The 22,986-nt window shown below is 60.0% G+C and carries 15 protein-coding genes; 8 read left to right on the top strand and 7 right to left on the bottom strand.

Annotated elements, in window-relative coordinates; translation table 11 throughout:
- Window positions 1-2: 2 nt before the first annotated feature.
- The 4 genes from lptC (at window position 3) to BN3659_RS09690 (ending at window position 5,833) form a co-directional block, all read left to right on the top strand.
- A complete protein-coding gene (lptC, locus tag BN3659_RS09705) occupies window positions 3-998 on the top strand; it encodes an LPS export ABC transporter periplasmic protein LptC (RefSeq protein ID WP_091536566.1) in 996 nt (331 codons plus the stop codon).
- A gap of 12 nt (window positions 999-1,010) precedes the next feature.
- Window positions 1,011-2,276, top strand: a complete 1,266-nt coding sequence (locus BN3659_RS09700; protein WP_091536565.1) for a hemolysin family protein — start codon at window positions 1,011-1,013, stop codon at window positions 2,274-2,276.
- A 90-nt stretch (window positions 2,277-2,366) separates the two neighbouring features.
- Window positions 2,367-4,400, top strand: coding sequence for a peptidylprolyl isomerase (locus tag BN3659_RS09695; RefSeq protein WP_091536563.1), 2,034 nt, complete (start codon window positions 2,367-2,369; stop codon window positions 4,398-4,400).
- 290 nt (window positions 4,401-4,690) lie between these two features.
- Complete coding sequence (locus BN3659_RS09690; RefSeq protein ID WP_091536561.1) at window positions 4,691-5,833, top strand: iron-containing alcohol dehydrogenase; 1,143 nt, start codon at window positions 4,691-4,693, stop codon at window positions 5,831-5,833.
- A gap of 830 nt (window positions 5,834-6,663) precedes the next feature.
- Here the strand turns inward: BN3659_RS09690 and scpA are convergent.
- Both scpA and BN3659_RS09670 read right to left on the bottom strand, forming a co-directional pair.
- A complete protein-coding gene (scpA, locus tag BN3659_RS09675; RefSeq protein WP_091536557.1) occupies window positions 6,664-8,802 on the bottom strand; it encodes a methylmalonyl-CoA mutase in 2,139 nt (712 codons plus the stop codon).
- Window positions 8,803-8,818: 16 nt separating this feature from the next.
- Complete coding sequence (locus BN3659_RS09670; RefSeq protein WP_091536555.1) at window positions 8,819-10,669, bottom strand: methylmalonyl-CoA mutase family protein; 1,851 nt, start codon at window positions 10,667-10,669, stop codon at window positions 8,819-8,821.
- Between the two features lie 252 nt (window positions 10,670-10,921).
- Between BN3659_RS09670 and BN3659_RS09665 the strand changes: the two genes are divergently transcribed.
- Together BN3659_RS09665 and BN3659_RS09660 are read left to right on the top strand one after the other, a co-directional pair.
- Window positions 10,922-11,419 (top strand): hypothetical protein, encoded by a 498-nt coding sequence (locus tag BN3659_RS09665; protein ID WP_141682553.1) that lies wholly within the window; start codon window positions 10,922-10,924, stop codon window positions 11,417-11,419.
- A gap of 502 nt (window positions 11,420-11,921) precedes the next feature.
- The gene (locus tag BN3659_RS09660) at window positions 11,922-14,102 is read left to right on the top strand and encodes a glutamine synthetase III family protein (protein WP_171847746.1); all 2,181 of its coding nucleotides are present in this window, start codon (window positions 11,922-11,924) and stop codon (window positions 14,100-14,102) included.
- 353 nt (window positions 14,103-14,455) lie between these two features.
- Here BN3659_RS09660 and BN3659_RS09655 read toward each other — a convergent pair whose 3' ends face one another.
- Window positions 14,456-16,144 carry a SulP family inorganic anion transporter gene (locus tag BN3659_RS09655; RefSeq protein WP_091536550.1) on the bottom strand — a complete coding sequence of 563 codons (1,689 nt, stop codon included), beginning with the start codon at window positions 16,142-16,144 and terminating at the stop codon, window positions 14,456-14,458.
- A 168-nt stretch (window positions 16,145-16,312) separates the two neighbouring features.
- On the opposite strand from BN3659_RS09655, the gene BN3659_RS09650 reads away from it, so the two are divergent.
- Together BN3659_RS09650 and rpsU are read left to right on the top strand one after the other, a co-directional pair.
- Window positions 16,313-17,401, top strand: a complete 1,089-nt coding sequence (locus BN3659_RS09650) for a helix-hairpin-helix domain-containing protein (protein WP_091536549.1) — start codon at window positions 16,313-16,315, stop codon at window positions 17,399-17,401.
- A gap of 41 nt (window positions 17,402-17,442) precedes the next feature.
- Window positions 17,443-17,634 carry a 30S ribosomal protein S21 gene (gene rpsU, locus BN3659_RS09645; protein WP_091536547.1) on the top strand — a complete coding sequence of 64 codons (192 nt, stop codon included), beginning with the start codon at window positions 17,443-17,445 and terminating at the stop codon, window positions 17,632-17,634.
- A gap of 668 nt (window positions 17,635-18,302) precedes the next feature.
- Here rpsU and BN3659_RS09640 read toward each other — a convergent pair.
- The 4 genes from BN3659_RS09640 to BN3659_RS13180 all read right to left on the bottom strand — a co-directional run bounded on the left by BN3659_RS09640 (window position 18,303) and on the right by BN3659_RS13180 (window position 22,832).
- Complete coding sequence (locus BN3659_RS09640; RefSeq protein WP_091536546.1) at window positions 18,303-19,010, bottom strand: DNA/RNA non-specific endonuclease; 708 nt, start codon at window positions 19,008-19,010, stop codon at window positions 18,303-18,305.
- 120 nt (window positions 19,011-19,130) lie between these two features.
- Window positions 19,131-20,507, bottom strand: a complete 1,377-nt coding sequence (locus tag BN3659_RS09635; protein ID WP_141682552.1) for a fimbrillin family protein — start codon at window positions 20,505-20,507, stop codon at window positions 19,131-19,133.
- Window positions 20,508-20,540: 33 nt separating this feature from the next.
- Entirely contained in the window at window positions 20,541-20,705 is a 165-nt protein-coding gene (locus BN3659_RS13185) for a hypothetical protein (RefSeq protein ID WP_171847745.1), read from the bottom strand.
- A 348-nt stretch (window positions 20,706-21,053) separates the two neighbouring features.
- Window positions 21,054-22,832: a BamA/TamA family outer membrane protein gene (locus tag BN3659_RS13180; RefSeq protein WP_253181075.1), complete on the bottom strand. Its 1,779-nt coding sequence runs from the start codon at window positions 22,830-22,832 to the stop codon at window positions 21,054-21,056.
- Window positions 22,833-22,986 lie beyond the last annotated feature (154 nt).

The following is a 22,986-nucleotide window of genomic DNA, read 5'->3' as shown; positions in this document are numbered from 1 at the left end:
CCATGTCGAGACATCGTTCCGGATTCAGACAGGTGGCACTCCTCGTTGCGGGGAGTGCTGCCTTGCTGTTTTCATGCGAGGGGAAGCAGGCGGCGGACGCTTCGGCGCAGGACGAGGCGATGATGACCATGTACAGCGAAGACCTTTCGGTCGTGGAGTCGAAGAACGGACGCAAGTCCTATCATTTCGTCACCCCGATGATGGAGGAGTACGGACTGGCGCGCGAACCCTACCGCGAGTTCCGCAAAGGAGTGAAAATCGTTACGTTCAACGACGACTCCGTTTCGTCGGTCGATGCGACGCTCACGGCCAACTACGCGATTTATTACACCAACCGCGAGCTGTGGGAAGCCCGCGGCAACGTCGTGGCCGAGACTGCGGGCGACCGTACGCTCTATACGGAGCAGTTGTTCTGGAACGCCAAGACCAAACGCATCTATTCGAACGTCGATTCGAAGATCGTGCAGTCGGACGGCGTTTTCTACGGCGAAGGTCTCGAATCGGACGATGCGTTGCGCGACTGGCGGTTCCGCCGCATGACGGGCCGCATGGAGGTCGAGGTGAAGCCGACGGCCGATACGACCGCCGCCGGGAGCACCCGCACCGGGAGCACCCGCACCGGGAGCGACGCTCCGTCCGGCGACCGTGCGTCCGTGCCGGTCGCTGCCGGCGGAGCGGGAACCGCCGCTCCTCGCGCGGTTGCAGGGCCGGCCGAAGCGGGGGCGTTGTCCGATGCCGGAGATCCGCACGGACGAGATGCCTCCGGGGCGTCCGGGGCGAAGGCTTCGCCGGAAACGGCGGCGTCCGTTGCCGTTCCCACGCGCGCTGAGGCTGCTGCGGGAGCCCCCGCTCCGAATGCCGCATCCGACGGGCCGGAGGAATCCTCCCGGTCGGCGGACGGTCCGTCTCGTGGCGGAGCGGGTTCGACGCCGGCGGCACCCGAACGGACTGCCGATGAAAGCCCCGATTCCGTCCGGAACGATACCTTCCGACGATAACCGAGCGGAGCCATGACCACTTCCATTATCCTGATTCTTCTGATGCTGCTCCTGTCCGCCTTTTTCTCGGGCATGGAGATCGCCTTTACGAGTAAGAACCGCCTCAAGCTGGAGATCGACCGCAAGCAGAGCCGTATGTTCGATTTCATCGCCGAGGTGTTCGCCCGCCATCCGGGGCAATACATCACCACGATTCTGGTCGGCAACAACATCGCGCTGGTCGTCTACTCGCTCTACATGTCTCTGCTGCTGCGTTCGATCGCCGCGCTCGCAGGATGGGAGAGCGTGGCCCGCAACGGTTCGGTAGCGCTCGAAACGGCGGTTTCGACCGTCATCATCCTCTTCGCCGCGGAGTTTCTGCCGAAGTCGATTTTCCGCAACAATCCCAACTTCTACTACCGGTTTTTCTCGCCGGCGATCTACTTCTTCTACATCGTGCTCTATCCCGTCGCACGGCTCACGACGCTCGTGTCGCACGGGATTCTGCGGCTTACGGGCCGCAAGCCGGCAGAAGTTTCCGCCGACGAACGTTTCGACCGGACCGATCTGGCTTCGCTGCTCGATGCGAACAACGGGGAAAGCCATGCCCACGAAAGCGAGAACAACGAGTTCAAACTGTTTCAGAATGCGCTCGACTTCGCCGACCTTCGCGTGCGCGACTGCATGGTACCGAGGGTCGACATCGAAGCCGTGGAATCGAACACTTCGATCGCACGGCTCACGCAGCGGTTCGTCGAAACCATGTATTCGCGCATTTTCGTCTGGGAGGGCAGCATCGACAATATCGTCGGATACGTCAATTCGAAGTGTCTTTTCCGCCATCCGGCGTCCATCGGAGAGGTGCTCATGGCGGTGAATTTCGTGCCCGAGACCATGCCGCTGCAACTGCTGTTGCAGAACTTCATCAAGCACAAGAGCAACATCGCCGTGGTGATCGACGAGTTCGGAGGCACGGCGGGCATCATCTCGCTCGAGGACGTGCTGGAGCAGATTTTCGGCGAAATCGAGGACGAGCACGACATTCCCGACCTCGTCGAAAAACAGACCGGCGAGAGCGAGTATGTCTTCTCGTGCCGTCTGGAGGTGAAGTACCTCAACGAGAAGTACGGATTGGGGATCGCGGAGAGCCGCGAATACGATACGCTGGCCGGTTTCATCATCTTCCACTACGAGGGCATTCCCGCTGCGGGCGAGACGCTTGCGTTCGGCGGTCTGGAGCTGGAAATCCTGCGCACGAGCCGGTCGCGGATCGAACTGGCGCGCGTGAGGAAGCTCTGACTTTTTTTGGCCGGAATATAGGCGCAATCGGAATAAATTTACTACCTTTGACTGCTAATTCGAAATCTAAATAAATAATTACGAATTCATATGGCAAGTTTAAACACTTTACGGACCCGCTTCGGCATCGTGCTGACTGTCGTCATCGCGTTCGCTCTGCTGGCTTTCGTACTCTCTTTGAAGACCGAGATGGGATTCTCGGGGAACGATCCGAAAGTCGGTTCGATCGACGGCGATAAGATCAAATATTCCGAGTACATCGAGGAATACGAACGTGTGAAGATGCAGAGCGGGGCGTCGGAGAGCGATCCGCAGCAGGCCGAGATGCTTTCGAACGCCGCATGGCAGGGGCTTTTCGCCAAACATGTGCTCGAACCCGGCTTCGACGAGGCCGGGATCACGGTCGGCGAGGCGGAGCGGCTTTCGATGATTAGCGGCGAACATCCTTCGCAGGCGCTTTACAATGTTTTCGCCGATCCCCGTACGGGCGTTTATGACGTGGCTGCCGTATCCGATTTTCTCGCACAGGCCGAGACCAACGTGCAGGCGCAGCGGGCATGGAACTATCTGAACGAACAGGCCGTGCTCGAACGCCGGCTCGGCAAATACCTCGGTCTTGTCCGCGGCGGCGCCTATGTCAATGCGCTGGAAGTGGCGCAGGGCGTGGAGGCCGCGAACCATACCTATCGTGGCAAGTTGGTCGGTAGGAAGTACGCTGCGATTCCCGACTCGCTCTTCACGGTATCGTCTTCGGAGATCAAATCCTTTTACCGGGCTCACAAAGACCGTTTCAAGCAGACGCCTTCGCGCACCATCTCCTATGTCGTATTCTATGTGCGTCCGACCGACGACGACATGCTCGCAATCGAAAAGCAGGCGAAGGCGGTCGGCGAAGAGTTCGCCGCGGCCGACGACATCCGCGGTTTCGTGCGCGGCAACCGCAACGGCAGAATCAACGAGCGTTACGTTTCGGCGGCGCAGCTGTCCGAAGAGGAGGCCGATGCCTTTTTCAACGATAGGATGTACGGTCCCGTGCTCAAGAACGACGAGTGGATCATGGCCCGCGTGGTCGATCGGAAAATGGCGCCCGATACGCTCGGCATCCGTCATATCGTGTTGCCTTACACGCAGGAGAAGCTGGCCGACAGCCTGCTGAATGCCCTCCGCGGCGGTGCCGACTTTGCGAAGACCGCCATGGAGTATTCCGCCTACGACGCTACGGCCGCCGACGGCGGCGATCTGGGCGCGATGCCTTTCTCGGCCTTCACGGGCGAATTCTCCGATGCGCTGGCCGGAGCCAAAGAGGGCGACATCGTGAAGGTCGCTTCGGGCGACGCCATCCAGCTCATTCAGGTTTACCGCGCCGACAAACCTTCGAAACATGTCCGCGTGGCCGATATTTCCTATCCTGTCGAGGCCTCGGCCGAGACGCGCCGGAATATCCACAACGAAGCCGGTACGTTCATGGTCAATGCCAAAGGCTCTCTTGAGAGTTTCAACGAAGCGGCATCGGCTGCGAACCAGATTCCCCGTACGGCGTCCATTGCACAGGGGGCGATGCGCGTAACCAATCTGCTGGATTCGCACGATATCGTCCGTTGGGCCAATAATGCGGAGAAAGGCGACGTGTCGGAAATTTTCACCAACAACGGCAACTACGTGATCGCCATCCTGACGGATATCGACGATAACAAATATATGACCGTAAAGCAGGCCACGCCTCAGATCCGCAGATTGTTGCTGCGCGATAAAAAACACGATTACATCGTGAAACAGCTTGCCGGCGCCACACTCGAAGAGCAGGCTCGCAGCCTCGATTCGCAGATCACCGAATTCGACGGTCTCAATCGTTCGGCCTATTACATCGACCGAGTGGGTGTCGAGCCGCGTGTGGTCGGAGCTATTACGACGACCGCCGAAAAAGGTGTTCTGTCGGCTCCGGTGAAGGGTTCGCTCGGCACTTATGTATTCGTGGTGGACGAGATCGAGACGCAGGAGAAACAGACCGGCGAGGCTGAGAAGGTGCGTGCGCAAGCCCTGATCGAGAACAGCATGCAGCAGTGGGCGCTTCCCGTCGTACAGCAAATGGCCGACATCGAGGACATGCGTCCTACGTATTTGTAGGCGGTCCGTACCGAAAACGGGGGCCGTTCTGCGGCCGCGAGGGTGTCTGCGACGGGTTGGACACCCTCTTTTGTTCGCATTCCTCGCATTCTTGTTCGGGTACGATTCCGGTCAGGCGGGGCGGCGGTTGGGGATAATTTGCCGGACAGCCCGTTGGCCCGACGGATTAACGGTCGGTCCCGCCGCCCTATTCCTCAGACAATTATTCGCCTCAGACATCGCCGGGGTGTTGGAGAATCGGAATAATAGTAGTAGATTTGTTGTCGACGGATTCAATAAACGGATGAGCTATGCATAACTTTATTTTTCAGAATCCCACGAAGCTGGTTTTCGGCAAGGGGATGATTTCCGAGCTGGGGGAGCTGATTCCCGCCGGTAAACGCATCATGATTACTTTCGGCGGCGGCAGCGTCCGGCGCAACGGTGTCTACGACGAGGTAACGAAAGCCCTCGCAGGCCGTGAATGGGTCGAATTCTGGGGTATCGAACCCAATCCTTCGATCGAGACGCTGCGCGAGGCGATCGCATTGGGACGTAAGCACGAGGTCGATTTTCTGTTGGCCGTGGGCGGCGGTTCGGTGATCGACGGCACGAAACTGATCTCGGCGGGTTTGCGCTACGACGGCGATGCATGGGAGCTGGTCCGCAAGGGGGCATGGTTCGATACGCTGCCGCTGGGTACGGTGCTCACGCTGCCCGCCACGGGTTCCGAGATGAACAGCGGCGCCGTCATTTCACGCCGTGAAACGAAGGAAAAATATCCGTTTTACAGCAACTATCCGCGCTTTTCGGTCCTCGATCCCGAGAAGACTTTCACGCTTCCCGAGCACCAGATCGCAGCCGGACTGTCCGATACGTTCGTGCATGTGATGGAACAGTATCTCACTACGACGGGGCAATCCCGTGTCATGGACCGCTGGGCCGAAGGATTGTTGCAGACCGTGATCGAGATCGCGCCCAAGATACGAGCGGACCGGCACGATTACGACCTGATGGCCGATTTCATGCTCACGGCTACGATGGCTCTCAACGGCTTCATCGCGCTCGGTGTGGCGCAGGATTGGGCGACGCACATGATCGGGCACGAGCTGACGGCGCTGCACGGGTTGACGCACGGTGCGACGCTGGCCATCGTATTCAATGGAACGCTGCGTGTGCTGCGGGACCAGAAACGGGACAAGATTCTTCAGTACGGCGCAAGGGTGTGGGGCATCGCCGAGGGCTCGGAGGAGGAGCGCATCGACCGGACGATTGCCCGGACCGAGGAGTTTTTCCGCTCGCTGGGGCTTTCGACGCGCCTCTCGGAGGAGGGGATCGGCGAGGAGACGATCGCGGAGATCGAGCGCCGGTTCGATGCCTCGGGTGCCGCCTTCGGCGAAGCGAAGAACGTTACGGGGGCCGTGGCGCGGCGCATTCTCGAAGCTTCGCTCTGAGCGGAGCGTTTTCTCACCGGAACGGATCGGCTGAAATTTTTCAGCCGGTCCGTTCCGGTGAGCCGCTTCGAGGCCGGTTGCCGTTCGTGTTTCTGTTATGGGCTCAATGGATTTTCTGTCTACTCTTTACAACCTCCCTTCGATGGCGGAAGTCGATGCGATGACCGATCTTTCATCGGGATTATCGGGGTTTTACGGCGATGCCGTTATTCTCCGGCAGCAGTTTCGGACAGGGGGATGAAGTCTGATTCCGCTTCGTATTTTCGTGTTGTGTAAGTTCGAGACGTTCCGGTTCGTTCGTTTTTATGCTGCCGAAAGTGCTTGCGGAGGCTATTTCTGCGAGACGTCTCTTGTCGGATGCCTCGAACTGGAATATGTCGATAATGAACATGGAATTCGTGGCGTTATCGACGGCTTTTTCGATGAAGCGAATCGGGGCGTCTGCGTTTAACCGTAGGGCGGCTTGAGGACTGCCTGCGATCCATTTGGTTTTGGTTTCTCCGATTCCGGAGATATAGGCGCATTGGCGCGTGTGCGCATTCGTATCGTTTTCTTTTTCAACTCGACAAGGGTATCGTCGGACAGGATCGTTATGACCTCTCCGATGAAATCCGGCTCGGACGTTTCGGAAATTTGGGCCGGAACACTTCCGCGATGTGAACGAAGGAACAAAAGGGAACCTAATTTTTCGCAGGTCGATGGTTTTCGAACGCATATGCTCGGTTTATCACCGTCCCGAACCTTTTTCCTCTATTTTCCAAGACTGGATCAACGAAAAACCCCTTCCGGTGTCGCTCCGAAAGGGGTTGAAAATCGTTGCGGACGCTCGTCTATTCGCCCATCAGGATTTCGAGGATCTTGATCGCGGCGGTGGCGATCGGGGTGCCCGGGCCGAAGATGGCGGCAGCGCCGTCGCGGTAGAGTTCGTCGTAGTCCTGTGCGGGGATCACGCCGCCGACGATGACGATGATGTCTTCGCGGCCCAGCTTCTTCAGCTCGGCGATGATCTGCGGCACCAGCGTAAGATGGCCGGCAGCCAGCGACGAGACGCCGACGACATGCACGTCGTTCTCCACGGCCTGCTTCGCAGCCTCCTCCGGAGTCTGGAACAACGGCCCCATGTCGACGTCGAAGCCGATGTCGGCATAACCCGTGGCGACTACTTTGGCACCGCGGTCGTGGCCGTCCTGTCCCAATTTCGCAATCATGATACGGGGTTGACGCCCCTCTTTCTTGGCGAATTCCGCACACAACTCCTTGGCGCGTGCGAACGATTTGTCGTTTTTCACTTCTGAACTGTAAACACCTGAAATGGAACGGATGACTGCCTTATAACGGCCTACGACCACCTCGCAGGCATCGGAAATCTCGCCCAGCGACGCACGCACCTTGGCGGCTTCGACGGCCAGCTCCAGCAGATTGCCCTTCTTGGTCTTCACGCATTCGGTGATCGCAGCCAGCGCCTTCTGCACGGCAGCCTCGTCGCGGTTGGCGCGCAGCTCCTTCAGACGCTTGATCTGGCTTTCGCGCACGGCCGTGTTGTCCACCGCGAGGATGTCGATCGGCGCTTCTTTCTCCAGACGGTATTCGTTCACGCCGATGATCTTCTCGACGCCGGAGTCGATACGGGCCTGCTTGCGGGCCGATGCCTCCTCGATGCGCATCTTCGGAATGCCGGTTTCGATCGCCTTGGCCATGCCGCCCAGCTTCTCGATCTCTTCGATGTGCGCCCATGCCTTGTGGGCGATCTCGTCGGTGAGGGTCTCCACGTAGTAGGAACCTGCCCACGGGTCTACTTCGCGGCAGACGTTGGTCTCCTCCTGAATGTAGATCTGCGTATTACGGGCGATGCGCGCCGAGAAGTCGGTTGGCAGGGCGATCGCCTCGTCCAGAGCGTTGGTGTGCAGCGACTGGGTGTGTCCCAGAGCGGCGCCCATGGCTTCGATCGCCGTGCGGGCCACGTTGTTGAACGGATCCTGCTCCGTGAGCGACCAGCCCGAGGTCTGCGAGTGGGTGCGCAGCGCCAGCGACTTGGGATTCTTCGGCTCGAACCGCTTGACGATCTTGGCCCACAGCATACGCGCGGCGCGCATCTTGGCGATCTCCATGAAATGATTCATGCCGATGGCCCAGAAGAACGACAGACGGGGTGCGAAGGCGTCGATCGACATGCCTGCGTTCACGCCCGCACGGAGGTACTCCAGACCGTCGGCCAGCGTGTATGCGAGCTCGATGTCGGCCGTGGCGCCCGCCTCCTGCATGTGGTAGCCCGAAATGGAGATCGAGTTGAACTTGGGCATGTTCTTCGAGGTGTATTCGAAGATGTCGGCGATGATCTTCATCGAGAACTCGGGCGGATAGATATAGGTGTTGCGCACCATGAACTCCTTGAGGATGTCGTTCTGGATCGTACCCGACAGTTGGTCGAGGGTGCATCCCTGTTCGAGACCCGTAACGATGTAGAACGCCAGAACGGGCAGCACGGCGCCGTTCATGGTCATCGACACCGACATGCGGTCGAGCGGAATGCCGTTGAAGAGCACCTTCATGTCCTCCACCGAGCAGATCGACACGCCGGCCTTGCCCACGTCGCCCACTACGCGCGGATGGTCGGCGTCGTAGCCGCGGTGCGTGGCGAGGTCGAACGCCACCGACAGACCCTTCTGGCCTGCGGCGAGGTTGCGGCGGTAGAAGGCGTTGGACTCTTCGGCGGTCGAGAATCCGGCGTACTGGCGGATGGTCCACGGGCGCATCACGTACATCGTGGAATAGGGACCGCGCAGGAACGGGGCGATACCCGCCGCATAGTTCAGGTGCTCCATGCCTTCGAGGTCTTCGGCCGTATAGGTGCCCTTGACGGGGATCTGCTCGGCCGTCAGCCACGGCTCGACTTGTCCGCAGCCTTTCGAGGCGCAGCAGCTCTTCTGGCCGGCGCCTTCGTATTTCAATTCGGAAAATTTAGCTCTCATGATCGTTTCTTCGCTTTTAGATGCCCAACTCTTTGAGGTAATACTTGAGGGTTTCGAGCACGTTGGACTTCACGTTGATGAAGTTCATGATGCCCTGAGCTTCCAGCTCGGGCGTGCAGGCCGGAGCGCCGGCCACCACGAGGATCGCACGTCCGGCGAGCAGTTCCTTCACTTTGGGGGCGGCTTCGGCGTAGTCGTCGTCGCTCGCGCAGACCACCACGATTTCGGCCTTGGAGGCCAGAGCGGCCTCGACACCCTCTTCGATCGACTTGAAGAACGTGTTGTCCATCACCTTGATGCCGGCGCAGGCGAAGAAGTTGCACGAGAACTGGGCGCGGGCGCGGGCCATGGCGAGGCTGCCGCAGGTGAGCATGAAGGCTTTGGGGGCCTTGCCGCTGCGGTCGACGTGCAGACGCATCTCTTCGAAAGCCATGGCGCCGCGGTAGGGTGCCAGCGTGTTGCCTTCGGCTGCGGGGCGTTCGACGACGGCTCGGGTGATTTCACTGCCGGCGGTTTCGTTGAAGTTGGGATATTGGTTGGCGCCGAGCAGAATCTGCCGGCGCGTGGCGATCGCCTTGTCCTTGGCGGCGGCCGACGCCTTCACGCGCTCCGTGATGAAGCCCGATTCGTAGGCCTCGGTATAGCCGCCCTTCTCCTCGATTTCGAGGAAGAGCTTCCATGCCTCGGCGGCGATCGACTGCGTGAGGTTTTCGATGTAGTACGAACCGCCGGCGGGATCTACCACCTGATCGAAATGCGCTTCGTGTTTCAGCAGCAATTGGACGTTGCGTGCGATGCGCTTCGAGAATTCGCCGGGATCCTCGAACGAACGGTCGAACGGAGTAACCTCCAGCGAATGCACGCCGGCGATCGACGCCGACATGGCCTCGGTCGTGCCGCGGAGCATGTTCACATAGGGGTCGTAGACGGTCTGGTTCCACGTCGAGGTAACGGCATGGAGGAACATCTTGCCGGCGCACTCCTTCGCAGGGTTGTAGCCTTTCACGATGTTGGCCCACAGCAGGCGCGCGGCGCGGATCTTGGCCATCTCCATGAAATAGTTGGAGGTGATATTCAGCGAGAAGCGGAGCTTGCGGGCCGCTTCGTCGACGGTCAGTCCCGCGTCCTGAAGACGCACGAGGTAGTCGTGGCCGGCGGCGAGGGCGAAGGCGAGCTCTTCGACGATCGTCGAACCGGCGTTGCTGAAGATGTGCCCCGAGACGGTTACCACGCGGATGTGTTTATAGCCGGCGGTCCTGCGGATCAGGTCGGCGATGCGTCCGAAGCACTTTTCGCCGTTGGGCGAGCAGAAGGTGCCCTTCTGGGTGAGCCCCTTCACGAGCGGGTCGATGCAGAACGAGACGTGCGCTTCTTCCTTGGCGACGCCCTCTTTTTCGAGTTTGGCCAGTACGAGCTCGGCCACGTCGGCCATACGGTTGCCCGAGAAGACGAGTTCTACGGCCGGAATGCGGATCTCGCGGAGCAGTTCGTCCAGATCGGCTGCCGAGAACGACTCAGCGGCGATGCAGAAGCCGAGCGAGTCGACGCCGGCATTGAGGAGTTTGAGCGCCTCTTCGTTGGCCGCTTTCGGGCACTCGACCTTCACGGTCTGATGCACGTGCCAGCGGTTGTGCGCGTGCGTACCGCGGACGAACGGGAACTCCCCTGCCCGGGAGCCCATGAAGCGGATACCCTCGAGGTTCTCGGCGCGGTAGTAGGGGCGCACGTTGAATCCCTCGCCCGTCTTCCATACCAGTTTGCGCTCGTAGTCAGCACCTTTCAGGTCGGCCGTAATCACCTCTTCCCATTTCTCCGTCGGGACGGGCGGGAACTCGGTGAACAGCTTTTCACGTTTGGTATTTGCCATAACTATATTGAGATTAGTATATAAAGTGTGCTTCGAAATTGCATGTAAAGGTAGTAAATAAATACCGAATAATAACAAGAAATCGACGTTAAAATGACAGTGTGGAAGTTTTCGGCCCTTTCGGCCTCGGACCGGGCGGCGATTTTTGCGCTTCGGACCCGATCATTCGGTGTCCGATTCCTTGCATTTTATGCCGCGAACCGCTATCTTTGTAACCGTGGGATTGTACGGATACCAAAATACGGATTTGCGATGAAGAGACTTTTAGGGACGATGTTTCTGGGTATATTGCTTTTTTCGGCCTGCACGAAGGACGAGGAGGGCGGCGATATAGTCTGGGATTTCTGGAATTATAATATGGTGTTCGCCGTAACGGACGCCGCGGGCCGCGATCTGCTCGATCCCGCCGTGGAAGAGAATGTGCTCGGCAACGACATCCGTGTCTATTACAGAGGCGAAGTGTATGTGCCGGCGGACGATAGCCGCGCCATGGAGCGCGGTGGTCTCGCACTCCGGCACGGGTACGACGAGGAGGCGGACCGCTACGTGCTCGCTTTCGGGCTCTTTTCGCCCGCAGATCAGCACCACAGACAGACTTTCACGATCGACTGGGGAGACGGTACGCGGAACGAGGTAGCGTTCGACTGTTATGTCGCGGGGCCCGAGGAGAGGCCGGCGGTGCGGAAGAGCCTCTATCTCGACGGCGAACAGACGGAGGATACGCCCTATCTGATTCGTCTGGTCAAATAGCGGGCGGTGCATCGCGGCGTTTCTGCCGCTGAATCGGCGGAGCGTGCCGCCGGGTTCGGTTTTGTGCTCCGCTCCCGGCTTTTCGGGTCCCGGATTCGGCAGGAGGGTCGGATTCGTGGCCGTGTGCGGCTGCACGTAGGCGGCGGAGCCTGCCGGTTCCCGGGCGTTGTAGCGGAGAGTTTTGCATGGGGATTTTCCATCGGCTCGGGGGCGGTCGGGTGAGGGCCGGGCGCGTCTGATGGAGCGGCCGGGTCGGATAGGATCGTGCAAGTTAGGTTAGGTTGCCGGATCGCTGCGATTCGGACATGTCGGGCGGATCGGGCTGAATGGATTCGATCGGGTCGGTCGAATAGATCGGACCGGGTTCGACCCGTTCGACCGAAATAGGGGTAGGTTAGGTGCTCGGTCGAACGATCGTGCGATGTGCGGGAGTGCGTCCTGCGGCATCCGTGCACTTTCGTTCGGCTGCGGTTGGGTTAAACAGATAAAGATTCCTTAATTCATGTCATTACTCAGATTCAACATGGTCGATGCGGCGATCGGCCACACGGCCGTCGAGCCTGAAGTGCCCGACGGACGTCCGTCGGATTATTTCGGAAGCAAGGTATTCGGCCGCGAGGCGATGCGCAAATATCTCGACCGGAAGACGTACGAGGCGCTGCTCGACACGATGCAGACCCGTGCGCCCCTGACGCGCGAGCTGGCCGACGGCGTGGCGGCAGGCATGCGCCAGTGGGCGCTGGAGCACGGTGCGGACCATTACACACACTGGTTCCAGCCCCTCACGGGCGGCACGGCCGAGAAGCACGACGCCTTTGCCGAACCCGACGGCGAGGGCGGCGTGCTGGAGGAGTTTGCAGGCAAGCTGCTTGTGCAGCAGGAGCCCGATGCGTCGTCGTTTCCGAGCGGCGGCATCCGCAATACGTTAGAGTCCCGCGGCTATTCGGCTTGGGACCCTGCGTCGCCTGCGTTCATCGTCGATACGACGCTCTGCATCCCGACGGTCTTCATCGCCTATACGGGCGAGGCGCTCGACTACAAGACGCCGCTGCTGCGCTCACTGACCGCCGTGGACAAGGCTGCGGCGGAGGTGTGCCGCTATTTCGACCGGAACGTGTCGCGCGTGTTTTGCTATTTGGGGTGGGAGCAGGAGTATTTCCTCGTGGACGAGAGCCTGTGGGCCGTGCGGCCCGATCTGATGCTCACGGGACGCACGCTGATGGGCCACGAGTCGGCCAAAAACCAACAGTTGGAAGACCACTATTTCGGGGCGATTCCCGCGCGGGTGATCGCCTTCATGAAGGATCTGGAGTACGAGTGCCTCAAACTGGGCATTCCCGTCAAGACACGCCACAACGAAGTGGCTCCCAATCAGTTCGAGTTGGCTCCGGTCTACGAGGAGGCAAATCTCGCCAACGATCACAACCAACTGCTGATGAGTGTGATGGATCGGATCGCCCGCCGCCACCGCTTCCGCGTGCTGCTGCACGAGAAACCCTTCAAAGGGATCAACGGTTCGGGCAAGCATTGCAATTGGTCGCTCGGGACGGACACGGGAGCGAACTTGCTCGCACCGGGGCGGACGGCTGCGGAGAATCTGCGATTCATCACCTTTCTGGTGAATGTCGTCTCGGCGGTTTGGAAACACAACGGTCTGCTGAAGGCCGCGATCATGAGCGCCGGCAATGCGCACCGTCTGGGGGCGAACGAGGCGCCGCCTGCGATCGTTTCGGTCTTTCTGGGGTCGCAGATCTCGGCCGTGCTCGACAGGCTCGAAGCCGGCGACGAGGAGGGGGAGATCAGCTTCGACGCCAAGAGCCTTTTCCGGATGAACGGCATTTCGCACATTCCGACGCTGATGATCGACAACACCGACCGCAACCGCACGTCGCCCTTCGCCTTCACGGGCAACCGTTTCGAGTTTCGTGCCGTGGGGTCGTCAGACAACTGCGCCGAAGCGCTGATCGCGCTCAACGCGGCCGTAGCGGCCGAGCTCACGGAGTTCCGCAAGGCCGTGGACGCGAAGATCGCGGCGGGTCGGGAGAAGGAGCGGGCCGTCTACGAGGTGCTGAAGACGATGATCCGCGCTTCCCGTCCGATCCGCTTCGACGGCAACGGCTATTCGGAGGAGTGGAAGGCCGAGGCGGCGCGCCGCGGCCTCGACTGCGAGACTTCGACACCCCGTGTCTTCGACCGGCTGCTCGATCCCGCGACGATCCGGATTTTCGAAGAGACGGGCGTACTGTCGAAGGTGGAGCTGGAGGCGCGGGCCGAGGTGAAGCGTGAGACCTATACGAAGAAGATACAGATCGAGGGGCGCGTGCTGGGCGACCTGACGATGAACCACATCGTGCCCATCGCGTCGAAATACGAGGCGATACTGCTCGACAAGGTCTACAAGATGAAGCAGATCGGCGGCGGACTGAACACGGGGCCCGACATCGCGCTCATCAGGCGCATACAGGATCATGCGGCCGAGATGCAGCGGCTCGTGATCGGGATGATCGAGGCCCGCAAACGGGCCAACCGGATCGACGATGCGCGCGAGCGGGCGATCGTCTACCACGACACCGTGGCATCGTGCTTCGACGAGATACGCCGTCGCATCGACAAACTCGAAGAGATCGTGGACGACCAGATGTGGCCACTGCCCAAGTACCGCGAGCTGCTTTTCCTGCGCTGACGGCACGGCGATGCGGTGTCGGGAAGGGGCGGTTCGGGAGTGGCACGTTCAGTAGCCCGGCTTGTCGGCGGGGATGCTTTTTGCGCTGACGGTATTGCCCAAGGAAAACGATGCGAGCGGTGCGGCGCCGAAAAGCGCCGCACCGCTCGTGCGTTGTCCCTGTGGTTCTGTCGTTCGGGGCGGTCCCCGATCGGAGCCGGGAGGGGGGCGGTGCTTCGGTCGTCTTGCAGCTTCCCTGCCGTCGTGCTGCGCGGCGGAGTATCCCCGGGCGGAACGTGTGGCGGACTGACTGCCGGTGAGCCGGGCGCCGGAGCACCGGGTCGGAGCGGGAGCGCAGCAGGCGGACCGGCCGTTTATTTCCCGGTTCCGACGAGCGCACCGGCCCGTGCGAGCGCCGCATGGATGTCGGGGCAGATGTTCTCCGGGCCGAGCAGAGCGTCCATGCCGTCGTGCTCCAGCGTTGCGCGGACCTTGTCGTTCACGCCCGAGAGCACGACCGTGATCTTTTCGCGCTGCGACATTACGCACAGGGTCCGGAGGTTGTGGAGCCCCGTGGAGTCGATGAACGGCACGCGCCGCATGCGGATGATGCGCACGCGCGGACGGTCGCCCATGCGGGCCATCAGCTCTTCGAATTTGGTGGCGATGCCGAAGAAGTAGGGACCGTTGATTTCGTAGACCTCGACGCCCTTGGGCACGGCGAGGTGTTCCTCGCTCAGGCGGACGTCGAGACCGGCCGCGGGGTCCAGCTCGTCGCGGATCACGGAGATTTCGGTGGTCTCCATGACGCGCTTGAGGAAGAGGACGCAGGCGATGAGCAGCCCGACCTCGATGGCGATCGTGAGGTCGAATACGATCGTGAGGAAGAAGGTCAGCAGCAGCACCACGACGTCGGCCCGCGGATTGCGCAGCAGCGCTTTGAAGGTGCGCCAGCCGCTCATGTTGTACGATACGACGACCAGTACGCCTGCGAGGCACGCCATCGGGATGTACTGCGCCAGCGGCATCAGCAGAAGCAGAATGAGCAGGAGTACGACGGCATGGACGATGCCCGCCACGGGCGTGCGGCCGCCGTTGTTGATGTTGGTCATGGTGCGGGCGATGGCTCCCGTGGCCGGAATGCCGCCGAAGAGCGGCGTGAGGAGGTTGGCGGCACCCTGCGCGATGAGCTCCGTGTTCGAGTCGTGGCGGTCGCCCACCACACCGTCGGCCACGGTGGCCGAGAGCAGCGATTCGATGGCACCGAGGACGGCGATCGTGAACGCCGCGGGGAAGAGGCTCCGCACGGCCTCCCAGTCGATCTGCGGCAGGCTCGCTGCCGGCAGCTCGGCACGGATGGTGAAGCGGTCGCCGATGGTGTCGATGCCTTCGACGCCGGCGTAGGTGCGGAGCAGCCAGACGGCGAGGGTCATCGAGACGATGGCCGCGAGCGATCCCGGGATGCGGCGCATCAGCTTGGGCGTGAGGACGATGATGAGGATACTGACGACGCCCACGGCCGTGTTCCAGAGCCCGAGAGTGCCGAAGTGGCGGAAGTAGAGCGCCCATTTGCCGATGAAGTCTCCCGGGACGGTTTCGCCGCCGAAGTCGAGCCCGAAGAGATCGGCGATCTGCGTGGTGAAGATCGTAACGGCGATTCCGGCCGTGAATCCGACGATGATCGGGTAGGGGATGAACTTGATGACCGTGCCCAGCCGGAAGGCGCCCATTGCGACGAGCAGTCCGCCCGCCATGAGCGTGGCGACCAGCAGACCCGTTTCGCCGTACTGCTGGATGATGCCGTAGACGATGACGATGAAGGCGCCCGTGGGGCCGCCGATCTGCACGCGGCTGCCGCCCAGCAGCGAGACGACGAATCCGGCGATCACGGCCGTGATGATACCCTTCTCGGGCGAGACGCCCGAGGCGATGCCGAAGGCGATGGCCAGCGGCAGGGCGACGATGCCGACGATGATGCCGGCCATGAGATCGGCGGCGAAATCCGCGCGCGAGTAGTTTTTCAGGGTCTCGAACAGTTTGGGCCTGAAGGGGAATGTGTTCATATGTCGGGTGTGTGTTTGATCGCAATGTTTTTCGAAGCTGCAAAAATAGGTAAAATAATCGCAAGATGTACTCCGTCCGACCGGAGGATGGGCATTGCGGCATGTTCCGTGTAAAAAAGATTGCACGGACGGTTGTCGTGCATTATCTTTGTAAAAACTGTTTTCGGGATGACACCTCTGTTTTCCGACCGCGAAATCCGCGGTCTCGTTCTGTTTCTGCCGCTGGCCGGCCTGCTCGTGTTAGGCGTCCTGTTGCTCCGGCCGAAGCCCTCGCCGGAGGCGGCCGGAGCGCTGACGGCGGAGCTGGAGGAGCGCGCGGATACGATCGAACTGTTCCGCTTCGACCCCAACACGGTCGGCTACGAAGAGCTGCGGAGGCTGGGCCTCTCGAAATACGAGGCCGTCAGCCTGCTGAAATACCGTGCCGCGGGCAAGGTGTTCCGCATACCGGAGGACGTGGCCACGTGTTACGGCTTCACGGATTCGCTCTACCTGCGGCTGGCGCCTTATATCCATATAGGACGCAAGTATGCTATCGCACCCCGCGAGTACCGGCGCGAGCGGGTGGTGCGTCCGTTGCTGGCGCCGGAGCCGTTTCTGGTGGATACCGTCTCGGCGTTCTATCTGCGGGCGATCGGCGCTCTGTCCAAACGTCAGGCCGAGGCATTCGTCCGCTGGCGCGACCTGCACGGCATCCGCGACATGGAGGAGCTGAGCGAATGTTATGTGATCTCCGATTCGGTGGCTCGGGCGCTGGCGCCCTATGTGCGGTTCGCCGAGCGGCCCGATCCGATGCGGAGGCCCGTCGAGCTGAACCGGGCCGATTCGGCCGAGTTGCGCAGCGTCTACGGCATCGGAGAGAAGAGCGTAGGGGCCATTCTGCGCTACCGCGAGCGGCTCGGCGGATTCTACCGCGTGGAACAGCTGGCCGAGATTCCGCAGGTTACGGAGAGCAACTACGAGAAGATTTTGAAACAAATTGTGTGCGATAGTTGTGAAATTCGAAAAATTGATATTAACTTTGCGGCTCCGAATACGCTGGCCGGACATCCTTACATGCCGCCGCGCGTATTGAGGAAATTACTTAAACAAAGACAATTGAAAGGGGGCTGGACGAACGTCGGAGAGCTGGTTGAAGATCACATATTGACCGCGGAGGAGGCAGCGAGACTGACTCCCTATCTTCGTTTCGGCACATGCGGCACTCTTGAGAACGATACGGCGACTCCTTTCCCGGACGGGGAGGGCGCCCGATAGACAGACTGATTTGAATCGAAAACAATTAAAAGCAGAATAGTATGATTATCATGCCGGTTAAGGAGGGCGAAAACATCGAACGCGCCCTGAAGAAATTCAAACGTAAATACGAGCGTACGGGCGTACTGAAGGAGCTTCGCCGCCGTCAGTACTTCACCAAGCCTTCGGTAGCGAAGCGCGAGGCCCTGCAGCACGCCATTTACGTGGAGCACATGTACCGCGACGAGGAGTAGTCGTTCGCAGACGTGTTGCATCCGAACGAACGGTGAGACCGCCAACGAGTCTCGAATATGGCAAATCGCCCCTGTCGGAACAAATTCTGGCAGGGGCGAAATCGTTGACACGGATTTGTCGGACTGCCTTTCCATGTCGTTTTGCATCGCGGCGCATCGCATCTCTGGCCTTGCGGGGACGGCCGGAATAGTTTGCTTTGTTGCGGGATTATTTCTGGCTTTGCGGGGGTGGGGCGGTCGAGACCGTGTTTCGTTACGGGATCGGGCCTAACTCTGGGGGTATGCGGAAATCCGGTGATTCGGCGGGATGATCCGAACTCTTCGACGGGGTTATTGGCAGACCTTGCGGATCCTGCATGCGAAGGGCTTGTCGGCGGCGCTGTTCGGGACCCGGGCAGTCGACAGGCTTCCGGTTCGGACGGAGGGCGCATGTCGTGCAAACGGCTGCGTTTCTCTGTTTTTCGTTTTTTGGAGGGGCGCGCATGGACCTATTGTTACGAAAAAGGGGCTGTCTAATACGTTTTAGACGCCCCTTTTTTATTCGTACTGCTATTCGAGAATTTTCCGAATACGCAATTCTCGGAGGGAAAAAGAACCTTTGTTAAACAGCCCCATCTTCATTCGGGTAAGTGGGCGGACGATTTTCCGGATTCGTACGATCCGCCGGATCACAATCCCCAGTCCGAGGGATCGCAGGTGTTTTTCGGAGCATTCGGCACGTTGGGGAAATAGGTGATTCCCGTCATGCGTTCCAGTTCGCTCACTGCGATCAGCATCGAGGCATTCGGTTTAAGCCCCGGCTGTGCCTTGTGTTCCAGCAGAAAGGCTGCGCATTTGAGTTCGTCGGCCCGGCAGTCGGCGACCGCCTTGCCCGTCCGGCCCGTTTTGGTCCGCAGCAGGACTTTGTAATAATGGGTCGGAATCACCGTTCCGCTCGACACCTTCTCGTCGTTCGCCCAATGGCAGCCGATCACCTGATAGAGCGTATCGGCGCACCACTGACCGTCTACGAGGCTTTCGAGGTTGTTCCAAGCACCTCCTCCGGTGTTGAAGCCGTCGGAGAGCTGCGGTCCGATGTTCGAATAATAGAATACCTGTTTGTTGGTGGCTGCACTCACGGTGCGGTCGCTCGAACCGAGCAGGTGGCCTCGTGTGTAGCCGCTTCGTTTGCCGATTTGCGTGCAACCGAGCGCTTCGAGCGCGGGATCCTGCTTGTAGGATTCGTTGCGTCCCGAACTGCCTTTGTAGCAGTTGTGCATGGGTGCGGCGACCCAGACGGGGCATCCTCTCTGCTTGCTGTAACAGACGGTGAAATTACGGATCGTGCCCGCATCGGCCCGCATGTGGTAGGCGTAGTAATAGTCGCCCGCTTTCACTGCTTCGGCCGGCAGTTCGGCCCACGATTTTCCGAATACGGCTTCGCTTCCCGGGTTGGGATCGGGGTCCGGAAAGGGCGGCTCCTCAGTGCCGTCCTCTCCGGAACCGCCGCCCGAAGTTCAGTTTTTCTTGAAGATATAGACGTCTTTCTGACCACTCCTGTAGCAGGAGAACAAATCGCTGTCCGAGTTGAAACGCATCCAATTACGGTTGTTGCTGCCTGTCGCTTTGATGGTGGCGATCCCATCGGCTGCGATCGTGATCTCCCATTCGGAATTGACAGTTACTTTATTTTCTATCTTCAGATAATTTTTTGAACTGCCGGCCGCATAGAGATATCCGTCGCCGTCGTTCAGCGTGAAATAGCCGGTGTTGGTCGTACCTTGGCCCACGGTCAGCACACTGACCGTAGCAGCAGGATTTTCGATGAGGTTTCCTCCGGAGATGGTAACGGCCGCCCCTTCTCGGTTGTTGCTTCTCTGCGCGCCGAGAGCCTTGCCCGCTTCGAGATTGGCGATGATGATTTTGCTGCCGACGGTCAGTTCCGAAATATCGGTGAGAAGCGTGTAGGAAGCTTCTTCCGGTTTCGGCAACGTAACGTCGATCGTTGCGGTGTTCATCTTGCCGGCTTCGAACTTCACCTCTTGGATCATGGTGCGGGATTGTTCGCTGATGCCTTTGTCCGTCGTTACGGTGATGTTGAATTTGTCGCCGCTGGCGAGCGTGAAAGGCGGCATCATCATATAGATGTCGTAGGTGCCGTTCGGTTCGATGGCAGGGGCGTTTTCAATTGTCAGTTTGGTCGAAGTCCATTTAGTGTCTGCCGTCAGGACGCCGGTTGCGAAATCTACTGCGAAGCGGCCGCCGACGAGAACGTTCGAGGGAGCCTCGAACTCGACCGTTGCCGGTGTGATGGCTTCGGTCTCCTTATTGACGATGGTGAACTTCATCAGAGTCGCTCGGTGTGCGAGCGTTACGACGGGCTGCCGGTCGCCCGCCACGCCGGTTATGACACCCGTCATGAGATCTGCGTTGGTCAGATGGGCCGTGGGAGCCGCATTGTCCTGCGTCTGGTTGCCGATCTGGAATGTTCCGCTGTTCGATTCTCCGAGCGGATTTTTGACGTAGCTGCTGTACGGGCTCATGATATACCAGTCATAGGACTTGGCAGGGTCGATTGCGATGTCGGGGCAGGTAAAGATGCCCTGAGCGGCTGCCTCCTCTGTCGTCGTGAACTTGTACTGCTCCCATGAAGCGGGTTCGGTACCCGTTTCGCGGCAGAATACGAGCAGTTCGTCCTCGGCGTCCCATGCGACTTTGCCCGTCGCGGGATCGAGCGTGGTGCGCGTGTCGGATGCGATGGGCGTGTACTCGGCGCGGAGCGTGAATCCTTGCCGGAGATCGGACGCATCCGTGGCGGCCGTGTCGTCTTTCGAGCAGTTGGTGAGGGCTGATGCGGCGAGCATCAGACCCATCACGATGAACGATTTTTTCATTTTCATGTACGATTTTCAGGTCCGATACTCCGTTTACTCTTCGCTGCTCCACCAGTCTACCTCTCCGGTGCCCCAATCCGTGATGGGCAGATCGCCCGTGCTGGCTGCGAATCCTTTTTCCGTCGAGACTGCGAGGGCCTCGATCGCGGGAGCGGAATAACCGTTATTCCCCCCCCCTTGCTTGGTGAATTTTTCCATGGGTAATTTATTAGTAAAAAGTGTGTTATACGTCGTGTTCCGTCCGTCGAAATTACCGGTTGACAGCGAGGCTTGCAAATCGAACCCGTTAAAATACTGTGAAATCGATCCGTACCGATGCCGATCGTGCCTGACTGTTCCGGCGAATGTCCTAATTATTATACAAATATATACAGAGTTCCGCGAATTGCAAAGGGTATATCCATAAATGATACGATTCGGATTTTTTATCGGAAAATGTTGTCGGAGCCCGGAGAGCCTGCGGCGGCGGACCCGCCGGACGAAGTTGTGCGGCCGCACAGTCTCTCGAAGCGATCCGCAGCAGCGGTGTTGGGTGGAAAGCCGTTTTCAACGGAACCCGACGATCTCGGGGCGGGTCGGCAGATAGCGGTACTGCTCCATGCGGGTCTGATTCGAGACGCGCACATAGCGGCTGTCGAGCCAGCCCCGTTTTCCGACCGCAAAGCCGAGTTCGAGTTGTATGGCGTTGAAAATCAGTCGTTCGTTCTTGATCCGCATGCCGATGCCGAACGACGCGAAGAATTCGTTCCGGAAGGGGTTGGCATGGTAGCCCAGCAGACCGAAATCGGCGAATCCGAAGAGAGCGATCCGGAAGCCGAGGGGCTGGTAGGGGGTGAAGAAGACGGTTTCGGTGTTGAGCACTGCACGGTTGATGCCCGTAACGTCTTCGCGCAGCGAGCGGAGCCCGTTTTCGCGCGTGAAACGCAGCACCTCCTCGCTTCCGGAGTAGCGGTTCCAACCCTGTGTGTAGTTGAGCGAGAGGAACTGGCGGATGCGGTTGCGGCGGAAAACGAAGAGGTTCGAGAACCACCTCAGGTCGATGTCCACGGCGCTGCGCCGCCATGCTCCGGTGCTCAGGTCGATGTAGCTGCCGAAGGAGATGCCGCCCATCACATAGCCCAAAGGTCTGAAGCTGCCGGCCTTGAGCCCTGCGCCGAGGTACATCAGCTCGTCGAACTCGCCCCACGAGTAGCCGCCGACCAGCTCGGCGTTGTAACCCGTGGCGAGGTATTCGCGCGTACCGTATCCGTAGACGAGATTGGCGGAATAGAATTTTTCGCGGTAGAGGCCGACGCCGAACAGCAGGTTGTCCGTATTGTGGAAGGCGGGGTTGTACTCCGGACCGACTTGGGGCCGCAGACTGAAATGGGCCCGGCTGTAACGGCCCGTAACGTAGACGCTCGAACGGATCGGTGCGATGTATTTCGAGCGGCCGCCCCAAATGTCGACCGCGTGGATTTTGCCCAGCTCCGAGGTGTCGCGGTCGACGAGGTAGTACTTCTCCTTCACCTCTTCGTAGGATGCGCCCACTTCGTAGTCCGTGGGTTTGATGAACTCTTTGCCGAGGCCGAGCTTGAGCTCCGAATTGTAGAAATCGCGCCCCGCGGAGAAGGCGGCCGTGTAGAAGGTCCCCAAGAGGTTCGGAATTTCGTATTCCACGATGTTGCCTCCGTAGCCGAAGTCGTTGCGGTCGAAGTGGGTCTTGACGCTCAGTTTGTTGCCCGTGCCGAGGATGTTGGCGTCGTACACCGAGAACATGGTGCGGCCCTCGCTGTGGAATCCGGCGTCGGCACTGATGGTCCAGCTGTCGCGGGTGTGGACCACGATGTTGACGATCGCCGTGTCCAGCGGATCGGGCACTATTTCCAGTTCGGCGTCGGAGATGTAGGCGCGCGAGCGGAGCAATTGTTTGTTGCGCACCAGAATCTGCGGGTCTACCTTGTCGCCCGGACGGAACAGGAGGTCGCGGCGGATCACGCGGTCGCGCGTGAGCACGTGGACGTTGTTGCCCGTGCGTTCGAACCAGTTGCCGTCGGGCGAGAAGACCTGTTCGCGTGCAATGGCGATTTCGCCGATGGTCTTGCCTGCATAGGGCTCGAAGAGGCGGTCTTCGTCGAGCACGCGCCCGTTGTCCGTCGTGTCGAGTACGGGGCGGACGAAAAGCATCTTGTAGAGCAGGCGCGGCACGGCCCGGCGGCTCGTTTTGGCGGCGATGCTGTCGTAGAGACGCCGGTTGCGCTCGGCCCGCTGGAGGATGGTCGTGTCCGGCGCGTAGCGTCCGGACCGGCCGAGTGCGGGTACGCTTTCGAGCGTGTGGAGCCGGATGCCCGCAACGGAGATGCAAAGCGTATCGGGATGTGAAATGCCGCCGCCCGTGCTGTCGCGGTAGCGGCAGAGGTATTCCCAAGTGGTGATGTCGAGGGTGTCGGCCTCTTCGCGGGTTGCGGCGGCGGATGTCCGGTCGGGCGGGGCGGTTGCC

It is taken from the genome of Alistipes sp. CHKCI003 (assembly GCF_900021155.1).
GTDB lineage: Bacteria > Bacteroidota > Bacteroidia > Bacteroidales > Rikenellaceae > Alistipes > Alistipes excrementavium.
The sequence above is the reverse complement of the archived record's forward strand: the minus strand, read 5'-3'. Positions and strand labels throughout refer to the sequence as shown.

What these genes read in the sequence shown, in the direction of transcription:
- lptC (WP_091536566.1), top strand. Translation starts at nt 3, where the DNA reads ATGTCGAGACATCGTTCCGGATTCAGACAGGTGGCACTCCTCGTTGCG.
- BN3659_RS09700 (WP_091536565.1), top strand. Translation starts at nt 1,011, where the DNA reads ATGACCACTTCCATTATCCTGATTCTTCTGATGCTGCTCCTGTCCGCC.
- BN3659_RS09695 (WP_091536563.1), top strand. Translation starts at nt 2,367, where the DNA reads ATGGCAAGTTTAAACACTTTACGGACCCGCTTCGGCATCGTGCTGACT.
- BN3659_RS09690 (WP_091536561.1), top strand. Translation starts at nt 4,691, where the DNA reads ATGCATAACTTTATTTTTCAGAATCCCACGAAGCTGGTTTTCGGCAAG.
- scpA (WP_091536557.1), bottom strand. Translation starts at nt 8,802, where the DNA reads ATGAGAGCTAAATTTTCCGAATTGAAATACGAAGGCGCCGGCCAGAAG.
- BN3659_RS09670 (WP_091536555.1), bottom strand. Translation starts at nt 10,669, where the DNA reads ATGGCAAATACCAAACGTGAAAAGCTGTTCACCGAGTTCCCGCCCGTC.
- BN3659_RS09665 (WP_141682553.1), top strand. Translation starts at nt 10,922, where the DNA reads ATGAAGAGACTTTTAGGGACGATGTTTCTGGGTATATTGCTTTTTTCG.
- BN3659_RS09660 (WP_171847746.1), top strand. Translation starts at nt 11,922, where the DNA reads ATGTCATTACTCAGATTCAACATGGTCGATGCGGCGATCGGCCACACG.
- BN3659_RS09655 (WP_091536550.1), bottom strand. Translation starts at nt 16,144, where the DNA reads ATGAACACATTCCCCTTCAGGCCCAAACTGTTCGAGACCCTGAAAAAC.
- BN3659_RS09650 (WP_091536549.1), top strand. Translation starts at nt 16,313, where the DNA reads ATGACACCTCTGTTTTCCGACCGCGAAATCCGCGGTCTCGTTCTGTTT.
- rpsU (WP_091536547.1), top strand. Translation starts at nt 17,443, where the DNA reads ATGATTATCATGCCGGTTAAGGAGGGCGAAAACATCGAACGCGCCCTG.
- BN3659_RS09635 (WP_141682552.1), bottom strand. Translation starts at nt 20,507, where the DNA reads ATGAAAAAATCGTTCATCGTGATGGGTCTGATGCTCGCCGCATCAGCC.
- BN3659_RS13185 (WP_171847745.1), bottom strand. Translation starts at nt 20,705, where the DNA reads ATGGAAAAATTCACCAAGCAAGGGGGGGGGAATAACGGTTATTCCGCT.